Origin of the sequence: Frondihabitans sp. PhB161 (assembly GCF_003814635.1) — a bacterium.
GTDB lineage: Bacteria > Actinomycetota > Actinomycetes > Actinomycetales > Microbacteriaceae > Frondihabitans.
In genome coordinates this window covers 965,227-977,788 of record NZ_RKQW01000001.1, presented here as the reverse complement: position 1 = coordinate 977,788, position 12,562 = coordinate 965,227, and the positions used below count along the sequence as shown (strand labels likewise).

Here is a 12,562-nt window from a genome sequence, read left to right as displayed (position 1 = left end):
CTCTCAAAAACCGTGATTGACCCTGGAGTCAAATGACACGGGCCTGGAGCGATGTCGCCCGGCGCGCAATTGACTCCAGAGTCAATGAGGAATTGAGAAACACCCGCTCCCGCCGACAACGAACGGCGGGCGAGGGTGAGTGTCCACGATCTGCTAGTCGAGGAGGCGGAACATCAGCAGATCGTGGACACTCACCCGGTGGGAGCGGGAGCAGGCGCGGGACCGGGAGCGGGCGCGGGGGCACCAGCAGGCACAGCGGCGTCGACCGGCAGGGTGACCGTGAAGCGGGCACCACCGAGCGGACTACCGGAGACAGCCACGGCTCCACCGTGAGCGGCCACGAGACTCCCCACGATCGCGAGACCGAGACCACTGCCGCCGGATTCCCGAGCACGCGCCTCGTCGAGCCGCACGAAGCGCGCGAAGATACGCTCCCGGTCGGCGTCGGCCACACCCGAGCCGTCGTCGTCGACCGTGAGCACGAGCTGTCCGTCCACTTCAGCAAGCGAGAGAGCGACGGTCGAGGTCGCGTGGCGGGCGGCGTTGTCGGCGAGGTTCCGGACGACCTGGCCGAGCATTCCGCGATCGCCGTCGACACGGACGGGTGCGATGCCGGTCGCGTCGACCGTTACGAGGCCCGCCTTGCGCAGGCGCGCGGCCTCGGCCAGCACGATGTCGTCGACGTCGACCGGATGCATCGACGGCTCGAGCCCACCCTCGTCGGCCCGGGCCAGAATGAGCATGCCCTGCACCAGATCGGCAAGGCGCTGCCCCTCGGTGAGGACCGTGTCGGCCAGGAGTTCGGTCTCGATGCGCCCCGGGTAGGCCTGCGCCACTTCGGCCAGCTGCCGCATCACCGCCAACGGCGAGCGGAGCTCGTGCGACGCGTCCGAGACGAAGCGCCGTTGCGCGCGCGCCGAGTCGTCGAGCCGGTCGAGCATCTCGTTGAGGGTGGAGGCGAGTCGGGCGATCTCGTCGTCGCCGCCCGGGCCGGGGATCCGGGTCGCGAGTCGAGCGGCCGTGATCCCCTCGACCTCCCGGCGCATTCGCTCCACCGGCCGCAGCGAACGTCCGACCACGAACCAGGTGGTCGCCGCCATCACCAGGAGCAGCACCGGGATCACGATGCCGAGAGTCGTCACCGTCGCCCGCTCCGAGACCGCGGCAGCCTCGAGCGAACGACCGGCGACGACCACGAAGTCGACGTCGGCTCCGGCACCGCCATCACCCGCCGCAGTCGACGAGGACGACGAAGGAGACGAGGACGAAGACGACGAACCCGGGGTCGGACGTGCCGCGGTCAGCGTCGGCTGTCCGCTCCCGGGTGCGGGGGCGCCGACGTCGTCAGACCCGCCACCACCGGAACCACCGCCCGAGCCACCACCGCTCTCAGAACCACTGCCGCCCGAGCCACCACTTGACCCGCCGCTCCCGCTCGATCCGCCACCGGAACCCCCCGAGTCGTCCGACCCGCCGCCGCCCGAGTCGTCGGTGCTCGAGCCGCCGCCGCCGGATCCTGGCGTCGGTTCCGTGCTCCTCGTCGAGTCGTCGCTCGGCGGCGTGATCGTCACGGTCGGCGCCGGAGTTGACTGGTCGCTGCCCGACGACGTCTCGATCGCGTAGTTCTCGCCTGACAGCGAGACCGTTCCCGAGCGCGCTGGCTCGGCGAGCGTCTCGTAGGCGCGGACGGCGACGGGGTCGCCCGAGACCCCAAGGATCCGCGAGCCGTCCGCCGACAGAACCGCCGTGACCGCCCCGTCACGCTCGCCCAGCCCGGCCACGGCCACCGCCGGAGTGGCCCCCGACTCGAGCCGGGCCAGCACGCGATCGGCGTCGCTCACGGCCTCCGCTCGGACGCCCTGAGCGAGCACGGCGCGCTGAACGACCACGTAGACCGCCGACCCGCCGAGCAGCGTGATTCCGACGATCGCCGTGGCCGCGAGGGTGATGCGCAGGCGCAGCGATCCGCGCCGCGGGCGGAGCGAGCCCTTGGGCCCGCGCGAACCGGGTCGCGGCCGCTCAGCCACCGGTCCCCGCCAACCGGTAGCCGGCACCGCGCACGGTCTCGATCGAGTCGCGCCCGAACGGCCGGTCGATCTTGTTGCGGAGGTGCCTGACGTAGACCTCGACGATGTTGTTGTCGCCCTCGAAGTCGTCGTCCCAGATGCCGTCGAGCATCTGCCGCTTCGTGACGACCTCGCCCGCCCGGCGCATCAGGAACTCGAGCACGGCGTATTCGCGCGTCGTCAACTCGATCGGGGTCTCCCCCCGGGTCACGCGCCGCGATGCCGGATCGAGCGCCAGGTCGCCGGCCGTCAGCACGGTCGGCCGTTCGCGCACGCCGCGCCGCACCAGAGCCCGCAGCCGCGCGAGGAGCACCGCGAACGAGAACGGCTTCGTGAGGTAGTCGTCGGCGCCCGTATCGAGGCCCTCGACCTCGTCCCATTCGCCGTCTTTGGCGGTGAGCATGATCACGGGCGTCCAGTCACCGTCGTCGCGGAGGGCGCGGCAGACGCTGTAGCCGCTCATTCCGGGAAGCATGATGTCGAGCACGATCGCGTCGTAGTCGTTCTCGCGCGCACGCCAGAGGCCGTCGGTGCCGGTCGCGGCGTGGTCGACGGCGATGCCCTCGGCTTCGAGCCCGAGGCGCAACCCCTGAGCGAGCCCCTGGTTGTCTTCGACGACGAGCACGCGCACGCTGCCTCCTGCGATCGGTGCCCACACACCGCGGGCACGTCCAGCATGGCGGCGATGCGCTGAAGCGGGGCTGAAATCGGCGCCGCGCCCTCCCCAATGCGCGAAAACCGCCCCGGCCGGTGCGCCAGGGGCGGTTTTCGTGCACTCGCGGGGCGGACAGCAGGATCCGGCGGCACCGACCCGAACGCGGCCGAGAGTGCGCACTTCGGCCTCAAACAGCCCACCGGGCCCCACTTCGGGCACTTTCGGCCGACCGCGGCTTCGGCGCACCCGCGGCACCAGCGGCTTCGGCGCACCCGCGGCACCAGCGGCACCCGCAGCCCACGCACTAGTGCGCGCTGTACCCGCCGTCGACGAGGTGGTACGACCCGGTGATGAACGAGGCGTCGTCGCTCAGCAGGAAGAGCGTGAGCGCGGCGACCTCGGCGTCGGTGCCGAGCCGGCCGGTGGCGTGCTGCGCCTCGAGCGCCGTGAGCTCGTCGGCGGAGAGCGACGAGCGGACGAGCGGCGTGTCGATGAACCCGGGGCCGACCGCGTTGGTGCGGACGCCCTGGGCGGAGTACTCGAGGGCGGCGACCTTGGTGAGGCCGATCAGCGCGTGCTTCGAGGCGACGTAGGCGGCGTTCTGGGCGATTCCGACGGAGCCGAGCACGCTCGACATGTTGACGATCGCGCCACCGCCGGCCGCGACGAGGGCGGGCAGTTGGTAGCGCAGGCCGTAGAAGACGCCGCTCAAGTCGACGCCGACGACGCGATCCCACGCGGCGATGTCGTAGTCACCGATCTTGGCGGGGGCGGCGCCGATGCCCGCGTTGTTGACAGCCAGGTGCAGCGCGCCGTACGTCTGCTGGGCGAATTCGACGGTCTTCTCGCTGTCGGCGGCGACCGACGTGTTGCCCTCGAATGCACTGGCCGTTCCGCCGGCCCCGACGATCTCGTCGACGACCCGCTGGGCCGCGTCGAGCTTGATGTCGGTGACGACGACCGAGGCTCCCTCGGCGGCGAGCGCCTTCGAGATGCCCTCGCCGATTCCCGAACCGCCACCGGTGACGATCGCGACCTTGCCTTCGAACTTGCCCATCTCGGATCCTTCTGTCTTGACGACACTTGTTGTTTAAGCCACAGAGTACGCCCGAGCCGTTTATTTAGCAAAGCTAATTTGTTAGGCTAACCATCGATGTCTGACACGAATACGGGTGCCCTGCGCACCGTTCCCCACGCCCAACTGGCGACCGACGTGCGCCAGGGCGTGCTCCGCCTCTCGCGGCGGCTCCGGCAGCAGAAGGCCGACACACACGTGAGCGACGCCCAGATGGCCGCGCTCGGATTCCTGCTGCAGAACGAGCCGCTCACGATCGGCGCCCTGAGCGAGCACGAGGGCGTCACTCCACCGTCGATGAACCGCACCGTCAACGCCCTCGTCGAACTCGGCTTCGTCGAGCGCAGCGCCCACGCCGACGACCGCCGCAAGGTGATGCTCTGCACGACCCCCGCCGGCGCGAACTTCGTGCTCGAGACCCGGCGACGCCGCGACGAGTGGCTCGTGCCGCGGCTCGCGAAGCTCAGCCCCGACGAGCGGCGCACGCTGGCCGAAGCGACTCGCATCCTCCGTGAGCTGGGTCGCTCATGAGCGCCATGTTCCGCTCGCTCAGCCTCTTCAACTACCGGCTCTGGTTCGGCGGCGCGCTCGTGTCGAACACCGGCACGTGGATGCAGTCCACCGCCCAAGACTGGATCGTGCTCACCGAGCTCACCGACCACAACGCCACAGCGCTCGGCATCACGATGGCGCTGCAGTTTCTGCCGCCGATCCTGCTGATCCCGATCACGGGCCTCATCGCCGACCGCTACGACCGCCGGCGCATGCTGATGTTCACGCAGGGCGCCCTCGGCACACTCGGCCTCGCCCTCGGCCTCCTCGTCATCACCGGCGTCGTGCAGCTCTGGATGGTCTGGGGCTTCGCCCTCCTGCTCGGCATAGTGCAGGCGATAGACGCGCCCATCCGCCAGAGCTTCGTCTCGGAGCTCGTGCCGCCCGAGCACCTGTCGAACGCGGTCTCGCTCAACTCGGCATCGTTCAACGGCGCGCGTCTCATCGGCCCCGCGGTCGCCGGCGTGCTCATCGCGACAGTCGGGTCGGGCTGGGTCTTCGTGATCAACGCAGCGTCGTTCCTGGCCGTGCTCGCCTCGCTGCGGTTCCTCCGCGTGAACCAACTGCAGTTCAAGCCGAAGCTGAAGCGCGCGAAAGGCCAGATCAAAGAGGGCTTCCGCTACGTGCGGGGGCGCCCCGACCTCGTGGTCGTGTTCGTGATGATCTTCATCATCGGCACCTTTGGCATGAACTTCCCGATCTTCACGTCGACCATGGCGACGCAGGCGTTCGGGGTCGGAGCCAGCGGGTTCGGCCTGCTGACCTCGGCGGTTGCGGTGGGGTCGCTGACGGGGGCCCTCCTCTCGGCCCGGCGTGAGCGGCCGCGGATGCGGATCCTCGTGCTCGCCGCGCTCTCGTTCGGCGTCACCTGCACCGTCGCCGCGCTCATGCCGACCTACTGGAGCTTCGCCGCGGTGCTCGTGGCCGTGGGGCTCTCGTCGATCACGCTGATGACCACCGCCAACGGCACCGTGCAGCTCGGCGCCGCCCCCGAGATGCGCGGGCGCGTGATGGCCCTCTATATGGCGATCTTCACCGGCGGCACCCCGATCGGCGCTCCGATCGTCGGCTGGGCCGCCAACACGTTCGGCCCGCGCGCGGCGATCGGCGTCGGAGCCGGCGCCGGGTTCGCGGCGGCCGCCGTCGCAATCGTGTGGCTGGTGAGGCAGCAGCACCTCCGGCTTCGTCACGACGAGGGGCTGCACTTCAGGATCCGGCACGACGGCGACGGCCTCCCTGCCACGGCCTCCATCACTCTGCCGGCGGAGCCCGCCCGCCGCTGAGGCTTGCGTTTGGGGCGCCTCGGGTTGCCCGGCCCCGAGTGCGCTCCCGCGAGTGCCGCCGAATGCGCTCGGCCGGGCCCGCGCAGGCGGCATTAGACGGCACTCAGGGTTGGGCGCCGCTCAGGTGCGCGCCGGCGCCCCCACGAGTGCCGCCGAATGCGCTCGCCGGGCCAGGGCCGGCGGCATTAGGCGGCACTCGCGGCCCCGACGCCGCCGGCACTGCACGGCCGGGGCTTCCGCGGCGCGGCAACTGCGCCTACAGTGCACGCATGACGATCGCTCACGTCAGGATCCGCCCCACCCGAGCACAGATCCCCGTCGCGAAGGAGCGGCCCATGAGCAAGGCACGCCTCATCGGCACGGTTGCCGGCGTCAGCTTGGCGATCGGCGCCGGCCTCGCGATCTGGGCCTCGCAGACGCTCGGGGCCCAGGGAGCCTGGTCGCCGAAGGGCGTCGCCTCTGGCCATCTCGACTTCATCGTGGCCGTCGTGCTGCTCGTGGGAGTCGCCCTGCTCATCGCGGGCTTCATCATCGCTCTCGCCGCCGTGGCCGAGGCCTGGTCGGAGGCCCAGCGGGAGGCCCGCGAGCCCGCCCCGGATCCCGCCCGGGTGCCCGCCGAGCAGCCGACGCACCCCCGGTCGGCCAAATAACCCCCGGATGCCACCCCGAAAATGGCCAGACCGGGGTGCCTCACCGGCCGCGGGCGGGAGCCCGCGCGAGCCCAGGCGAGCAATGGGCCAGCGCGGGCAACCTAAGCTCGACGGCATGACACTCTTGCGAGCCGGCCTGGCCGTTGCGACCTCCGCCGTGCTGCTCGTCACGATGGGATGCGCCTCGCCGAGTGCGAACGCTCGGTCGTCGGATCCTGCGGTCGCTTCCACCGCGACCCGCACGCTGCCCCCGACGAAGGGCACCTTCGACTACCAGCTCGGCGGGTCGTACACCCCCGCGAAAGGTGTCACCGTCGTGACGCGCGACAGCACCTCGACGCCCGCGAAGGGCGTCTACTCGATCTGCTACGTCAACGGATTCCAGACGCAGCCGGGGTCGAGCTGGCCGAGCAACCTCATTCTGAAGAACAAGGCGGGCAAGCCGATCGTCGATCCGGGCTGGCCCGACGAGCGCATCATCGACATCTCGACGGCCGCCAAGCGGACCGCCGCCAGCAAGCGCATCAACACCATGACCGACTCGTGCGCGGCCAAGGGCTTCCGGGCCGAGGAGTTCGACAACCTCGACTCGTACTCCCGATCGAAGGGCAGGCTGACCCTGTCGAAGTCGATCGCGTTCGCGAAGCTCCTGGTGAAGCACACCCACGCGAAGGGTCTGGCGGCGAGCCAGAAGAACACCGGTGAGCTGGGCTCCCGCGGCAAGACGTCGATCGGCTTCGACTTCGTCACCACCGAGGAGTGCGACGTCTACAGCGAGTGCGGGTCGTTCTCAAAGGTCTACGGCACGCACGTGCTCGACATCGAATACACCGACGACCTTCGGGGCACGTTCGCTCAGGTCTGCGCTCGCAAAGACACCCCGCCGCAGACGATCCTCCGCGATCGAGACCTGACGACCCCGAAGAGCAAGGCGTACGTCTACCAGACCTGCTGATCGACGCCCCGGCGCCCCTACGCCTCGCGGGTGATTTCGACTGTGACGAACAGCTTCGACGCACCGGAACCGCCGTAGACACCGCGCAAGGGAGGCACGTCGTTGTAGTCGCGGCCGTGCCCGACGACGACGTGGCGCTCTCCGATGTCGATGAGGTTCGTCGGGTCGTACCCGGACCAGGATCCGCAGAAGTACTCCACCCATGCGTGCGATTCGCCGGTCACAGTCTCGCGGAGCTCCGCGGTGGGCTTGGGGTGCAGGTAGCCCGAGACGTACCGCGCCGGGATCCCCGCCGACCGCAATGCACCCAGCGTGATGTGGGCGATGTCTTGGCAGACCCCGGCCTTCGCCTCCCAGGCCTCGGCCGCGGTCGACTTCACGTTCGTGACGCCCCGCAGATACGACACTCGATCACCGATCTCCTCGCAGATGCGGAGAGCGGCGTCACAGGGGGCGTTCGTCGCGGCGACGGCTTCGGCGGCGAGGGCCGCCACCTCGGCGGGCGGCTCGGTGAGCGGTGTCTGCTCGAGCTGCTCGACGAACTCGGCCGATCGCGCGGCCGCCGTCTCGAGGTCGGCCCACGACAGGTCGTGCGGCAGGTGCGGCGTGCCACGCACCTCGATGAGCGAGGTCGCCGAGAGCGAGAGCTCGGTGTGCGGCTGCAGCACCTCGAACGACGAGACACGCGTGCCCCAGTAGTCGAGGTACTCGTGCGCGCCCGAGTTCGGCTCGATGCGCAGGTGCGACGAGAGCACGAACTGCGTCTCGGTCGATGCCGGCAGCATGCGGGCCTCGTTGTAGCTGGCCTTCGCCTCGCCCAGGTATTGGAACCCGGTGACGTGGCGGATCCGAAGCCGGCTCACGAGCGCTCTCCCACCCAGGTCGGAGCGGCGGAGGTCGGGAAGTAGCGCTGGCGGATCGCCTCCGACGCGGCGGAGGTGGCGGCCTGGACGGCGTCCATGTGCTTCGGCAGATCATCGAGGATCTCGGCTATCGGCTTGTATTCGAGCTCGGACCGCATCTGTCCCAGGATCCTGACCCCGGTATCTGACGACGAGGTGCGCGCGGTGCCGGGCTCGACCTCGCGCAGGCAGTTCTCGGCACGCGAGATGGCGAACAGCACCGACCGTGGGAAGAGGCGGTCGAGCAGCAGGAACTCGGCGGCGTTGCGCGCGCTCGGCACGCCGCGGTAGGTGCGGAGGTACGCCTCGTAGGCACCGACCGAGCGGAGGATCGTCGTCCACGACGGGCCCGACGCCTCGGTCAGGGTGCGCGTGGCGAGCAGGCGGGCGGTCATGTCGGCACGCTCGATCGAGCGCCCCAGCGTGAAGAACTGCCAGACCTCGTCGCGGCTCGTCGCCGACTCGATGATGCCGACGGCGAGCGCCGACCGTTCGCGCACCCAGGCGAAGAAGTCGCTGACCTTCTCGCTCGACACCTTGCGCGGCATCCGGGCCCGGGTCGTGTTGAGGCATTCCCACAGCTCGGTCGAGACGATCTCGCGGGCACGCCGGGCGTTCTCGCGAGCGGCGCCGAGCGAGAACGCGATCGAGGCCGGGTTGTGCCGGTCGACCGCGAGCATCGTCAGCACGTCGGCTCGGGTGAGCGCGGTGTCGTCGGGGGCCTCCGATCCCATCACCGAGAGGAGCGACCGGCACGCGGCGTCCTCTTCGATCCATGGGTCTTCGAGCAGCAACTGCAGGTGGACGTCGAGGATCCGGGCGGTCCCGTCTGCCCGCTCGATGTACCTTCCGATCCAGAACAGGCTCTCGGCGATGCGGCTCAGCATGATGTCTCTTCCGTGTCAGACAGCTGACGTTGCTGTTGTTGATGTTCCTGCTGCTGCTGCGACTGCTGGTCGCGTTTTGGGTCGTCGGCAGGCGACTGATCGGGAACGTGCTCGGCGGCGACGATCGGGATCGACGAGGTCTGCGTGGCCTGCTCGCTGACGAGCTCGCCGACGTTGTGACCGCCGGTCCAGGTGCCGGCGTCGAGGCCGACCACCCAGGTGTCTTTCGAGCCGCCGCCCTGGCTGGAGTTGACGACGAGCTGCCCCTCCGGCAGCGCGACACGGGTGAGACCGCCGGGGAGCACCCAGATGTCGTCGCCGTCGTTGACCGCGAACGGGCGGAGGTCGGCGTGCCGCGGGCGGAGCCCCTCGTCGACGAGCGTGGGAATCGTCGACAGCTGCACCACCGGCTGCGCGATCCACCCGCGAGGGTCTTTGAGCAGGCGACCGCGCAGGTCGTCGAGTTCGGCCTTCGACGCGGCGGGCCCGACGACGAGCCCCTTTCCGCCCGAGCCGTCGACCGGCTTGACCACGAGCTCGTCAAGGCGGTCGAGCACCTCTTCGAGGGCGCCCGGGTCTTCGAGCCGCCAGGTGTCGACATTCGGCAGGATCGCGTCTTCGCCGAGGTAGTAACGGATCAGGTCGGGCAGGTACGTGTAGACGAGCTTGTCGTCGGCGACCCCGTTGCCCACCGCGTTGGCGATGGTGACGGTGCCGAGGCGCGCCGCCATGAGCAGGCCGGGCGAACCCAGCACCGAGTCGGCGCGGAACTGCAGCGGGTCGAGGAATTCGTCGTCGACGCGGCGGTAGATCACATCGACGCGTTGCGGCCCCGCGGTCGTCCGCATCCAGACACGTCCGCCGGAGCAGTAGAGGTCGCGGCCCTCGACGAGTTCGACCCCCATCAGGCGAGCGAGAAGGGTGTGCTCGTAGTACGCCGAATTGAAGACTCCGGGGGTGAGAACGACGACGGTAGGATCCTCGACTCCCGTCGGTGCGCTCTTCCGCAGCGCATGCAGCAGTCGGTTCGGGTAGTCGCCCACGGGGCGGACCCGCATGGAGACGAAGAGCTCGGGAAGGGTCTGGGCCATCACCCGACGGTTCGAGATGACGTAGCTGACACCGCTCGGCACCCGCACGTTGTCTTCGAGCACGCGCCACGCACCCGCCTCGTCGCGGATGAGATCGATGCCCGAGACCTGGATCCTCACGCCGTTCGCTGGGTCGATACCCGCGGCCTGACGGTGGAAGTGGCTCGACGAGGTGATGAGCGACGCCGGGATCACGCTGTCGGCAACGCACCGCTGGGCTCCGTAGACGTCGGCGAGGAACGCCTCGAGCGCCCGCACCCGCTGCTTGATGCCGCGCTCGACGGTGAGCCACTCGGCCTGCTCGATCACGCGCGGAACCGCGTCGAGCGGGAACGGCCGCTCCTCGCCGGCGAAGTCGAAGGTCACGCCCTGGGCCAGGTACGAGTCGGCGAGGGCGGCTGTCCGGCCGCGGAGTTCGTCCTGCGTCATGCTCTCGAGAGCCGCGTGGATCTCGCGGTACATGCTGCGCGGATGCCCGGCCCCCTGGAACATCTCGTCCCATGCCGGTGATGAGCGGCGGCGGGTGTCTCGGCGTGCGACACCGGCGTAACCGTCGAAGAGGTCTCCCATGTCTCGAACCTAGGGGCCCGCTGTTGCGGGAGTGTTTCGAACAGTGGGCGGGGGCGTGACGCCGCCCTCGACCGGGACCGGCGTTGTACCCCGAAAAACTGACACCTGAGAACCTGCAAATGCGCTGTGGACTAGCGTTTCCTCAGTATTCGGGCAATCTCGAGTGCACGAGGCCCTCCGGCTTCGTCAGTCCATCTGGGAGGACACATAATGCGACCGAAATTCGTAGTAATCATCATCATCGCCTTCTTTGCCTACCTGCTGGGCGCAAAAGCCGGTACGTCTCGTTACAAAGAGATCACCAGCGCCTTCACCGGCGTCTGGAACGACCCCAAGGTCAAGAAGGCCCGCAAGCAGGCGAAGAAAGACGTCGCCAAGGGCCGCAAGATCGCCGCGAAGAAAGCCAAAAAGCGCTTCGCGTAATTCCTCACCTACCGGTGACAGCAACCCCACTTAGAAAGAGAGCACCATCGTGAGCTTCCTCGCATTCATTCTTCTCGGCCTCATCTGCGGCGCCATCGCCAAGGCGATCCTTCCCGGCCGTCAGGGCGGCGGCTGGATCGCCACCCTCGTGCTCGGCGTGATCGGCGCCCTCCTCGGCGGATGGCTCGGCGGCCTCATCTTCAAGGTCGACTACAACGGATTCTTCTCGATTCAGAGCTGGATCATCGCCATCGTCGGCTCGCTCATCGTGCTCGTCATCTGGGGCGCAATCACCGGCCGCAAGGGCAGCCGCGCGTAGTTCGCACCGCTCGCCGAAGGGCGCCGTCACCTCTCGAGGTGGCGGCGCCCTTCGCCGTTTCATGGGGCGAAGTGACGCAGATCGGCCAATCCGAAGCGGCGAGCCGGGTCGATAAGGCCGAAACGCGTCATAAAGCCGGCCTGCGCTCGGCCCCTCCCGGTCAGCCCACCAGGCCGAGCGAGACCTCCCACAGGCGGTCCGCCGAGGCCGAGTCGAGCGCATACGACTTCACGCCGACGCCGGGCTTCGCCTCGTCGAACGGCACCGCCTCGTTGGCGTCTTCGAAGTAGCGGCCGCTGACACCCGCGACGAGCGGCGACGCGGCGACCAGCACCGACGTCGATGCGCCCTGCTCGGTCGACTTGAACGCCGGGTTCGGCTTGCCGTCGGCGTCGATCCAGCCCCGACGGGTGAACTCGGCAGGATCCATGTGCCGCTGCAGGTTCGTCATGATGCCACCCGGGTGCACGGCGTTGGCCGTGATGCCGTCGTCGGCCCATCGGCTGCCGGCACCGACCGCGAACAGCACGTTCGCCGTCTTCGACTGCCCGTAGCCGAGCCACGGGTCGTACTCGCGCCCCTCGAAGGCGAGGTCGTCGAACACGACGTCGGAGTAGTGGTGTCCGGTCGACGACAGCGACACGATGCGGGCGCCGTCCGAGGCCGCGGCGAGCGAGTCGTGCAGCGCGAGGGCCAGCGCGAAGTGCCCCAGGTGGTTGTTGGCGAACTGCAGCTCCCAGCCCTCCGGCGTGCGAGTCAGGGGCGTCGCCATGATGCCGGCGTTGTTTACGAGGATGTCGAGCGGAGCGTCGTAGGCGTCGGCGAAGGCGCGCAGGGTGTCGCGCTTCTGCAAGTCGAGGTAGGCGGCGTGAACCTTGTCGGAGCCGGTGGTGCTGCGAATGTCGGCGACCGCGTCGGATCCTGCGCTCTCGTTGCGGACGGCGAGCGTCACGTCGGCGCCGGCTCCCGCGAGCGCGCGAGCCGTTTCGAGCCCGATGCCCGAGGCGGCGCCGGTGACGACGGCGCGCTTGCCGGTGAGGTCGACTCGGTCGGTGATGCTGCCGTCGAGGATCTCGGCGGCCGTGGTCTTTGCCCCGAAGGGCGTGGTGAGACGTGTCATGCGCACAACGCTAC

At 69.3% G+C, this 12,562-nt stretch carries 13 protein-coding genes; 6 read left to right on the top strand and 7 right to left on the bottom strand.

The features are described from left to right. Positions 1-191: 191 nt before the first annotated feature. The 3 genes from EDF39_RS17695 to EDF39_RS04750 form a co-directional block, all read right to left on the bottom strand. The gene (locus EDF39_RS17695) at positions 192-2,027 is read right to left on the bottom strand and encodes a cell wall metabolism sensor histidine kinase WalK (RefSeq protein WP_233572968.1); all 1,836 of its coding nucleotides are present in this window, start codon (positions 2,025-2,027) and stop codon (positions 192-194) included. Continuing rightward, complete coding sequence (locus EDF39_RS04755) at positions 2,020-2,697, bottom strand: response regulator transcription factor (RefSeq protein ID WP_055960920.1); 678 nt, start codon at positions 2,695-2,697, stop codon at positions 2,020-2,022. The genes EDF39_RS17695 and EDF39_RS04755 overlap by 8 nt, the downstream gene beginning before the upstream one ends. Before the next feature lie 328 nt (positions 2,698-3,025). Next, positions 3,026-3,778 (bottom strand): SDR family NAD(P)-dependent oxidoreductase, encoded by a 753-nt coding sequence (locus EDF39_RS04750; protein WP_123940923.1) that lies wholly within the window; start codon positions 3,776-3,778, stop codon positions 3,026-3,028. A gap of 96 nt (positions 3,779-3,874) precedes the next feature. Between EDF39_RS04750 and EDF39_RS04745 the strand changes: the two genes are divergently transcribed. The 4 genes from EDF39_RS04745 (at position 3,875) to EDF39_RS04730 (ending at position 7,236) form a co-directional block, all read left to right on the top strand. Continuing rightward, the gene (locus EDF39_RS04745; RefSeq protein ID WP_123940921.1) at positions 3,875-4,327 is read left to right on the top strand and encodes a MarR family winged helix-turn-helix transcriptional regulator; all 453 of its coding nucleotides are present in this window, start codon (positions 3,875-3,877) and stop codon (positions 4,325-4,327) included. Then, on the top strand, positions 4,324-5,631 hold the full coding sequence (locus EDF39_RS04740; RefSeq protein WP_123940919.1) for an MFS transporter: 1,308 nt from the start codon (positions 4,324-4,326) through the stop codon (positions 5,629-5,631). Before EDF39_RS04745 ends, EDF39_RS04740 begins: the two co-directional genes overlap by 4 nt. 269 nt (positions 5,632-5,900) lie before the next feature. Then, positions 5,901-6,281: a hypothetical protein gene (locus EDF39_RS04735; protein WP_123940917.1), complete on the top strand. Its 381-nt coding sequence runs from the start codon at positions 5,901-5,903 to the stop codon at positions 6,279-6,281. A gap of 115 nt (positions 6,282-6,396) precedes the next feature. Beyond that, entirely contained in the window at positions 6,397-7,236 is an 840-nt protein-coding gene (locus EDF39_RS04730) for an endo alpha-1,4 polygalactosaminidase (protein WP_123940915.1), read from the top strand. A gap of 17 nt (positions 7,237-7,253) precedes the next feature. Here EDF39_RS04730 and EDF39_RS04725 read toward each other — a convergent pair whose 3' ends face one another. From EDF39_RS04725 to EDF39_RS04715, 3 genes are read right to left on the bottom strand one after another with little or no spacing between them, the layout of a single operon-like run. Beyond that, positions 7,254-8,099: a transglutaminase family protein gene (locus EDF39_RS04725; protein ID WP_123940913.1), complete on the bottom strand. Its 846-nt coding sequence runs from the start codon at positions 8,097-8,099 to the stop codon at positions 7,254-7,256. Beyond that, positions 8,096-9,025: an alpha-E domain-containing protein gene (locus tag EDF39_RS04720; RefSeq protein ID WP_123940911.1), complete on the bottom strand. Its 930-nt coding sequence runs from the start codon at positions 9,023-9,025 to the stop codon at positions 8,096-8,098. The genes EDF39_RS04725 and EDF39_RS04720 overlap by 4 nt, the downstream gene beginning before the upstream one ends. Continuing rightward, the gene (locus tag EDF39_RS04715; RefSeq protein ID WP_123940909.1) at positions 9,019-10,686 is read right to left on the bottom strand and encodes a circularly permuted type 2 ATP-grasp protein; all 1,668 of its coding nucleotides are present in this window, start codon (positions 10,684-10,686) and stop codon (positions 9,019-9,021) included. The genes EDF39_RS04720 and EDF39_RS04715 overlap by 7 nt, the downstream gene beginning before the upstream one ends. 210 nt (positions 10,687-10,896) lie before the next feature. Between EDF39_RS04715 and EDF39_RS04710 the strand changes: the two genes are divergently transcribed. Then, the gene (locus EDF39_RS04710; RefSeq protein WP_055960935.1) at positions 10,897-11,109 is read left to right on the top strand and encodes a hypothetical protein; all 213 of its coding nucleotides are present in this window, start codon (positions 10,897-10,899) and stop codon (positions 11,107-11,109) included. Positions 11,110-11,158: 49 nt separating this feature from the next. Then, the gene (locus EDF39_RS04705; protein ID WP_123940907.1) at positions 11,159-11,428 is read left to right on the top strand and encodes a GlsB/YeaQ/YmgE family stress response membrane protein; all 270 of its coding nucleotides are present in this window, start codon (positions 11,159-11,161) and stop codon (positions 11,426-11,428) included. Between the two features lie 160 nt (positions 11,429-11,588). Here EDF39_RS04705 and EDF39_RS04700 read toward each other — a convergent pair whose 3' ends face one another. Next, complete coding sequence (locus EDF39_RS04700; protein ID WP_199726136.1) at positions 11,589-12,548, bottom strand: SDR family NAD(P)-dependent oxidoreductase; 960 nt, start codon at positions 12,546-12,548, stop codon at positions 11,589-11,591. Positions 12,549-12,562 lie beyond the last annotated feature (14 nt).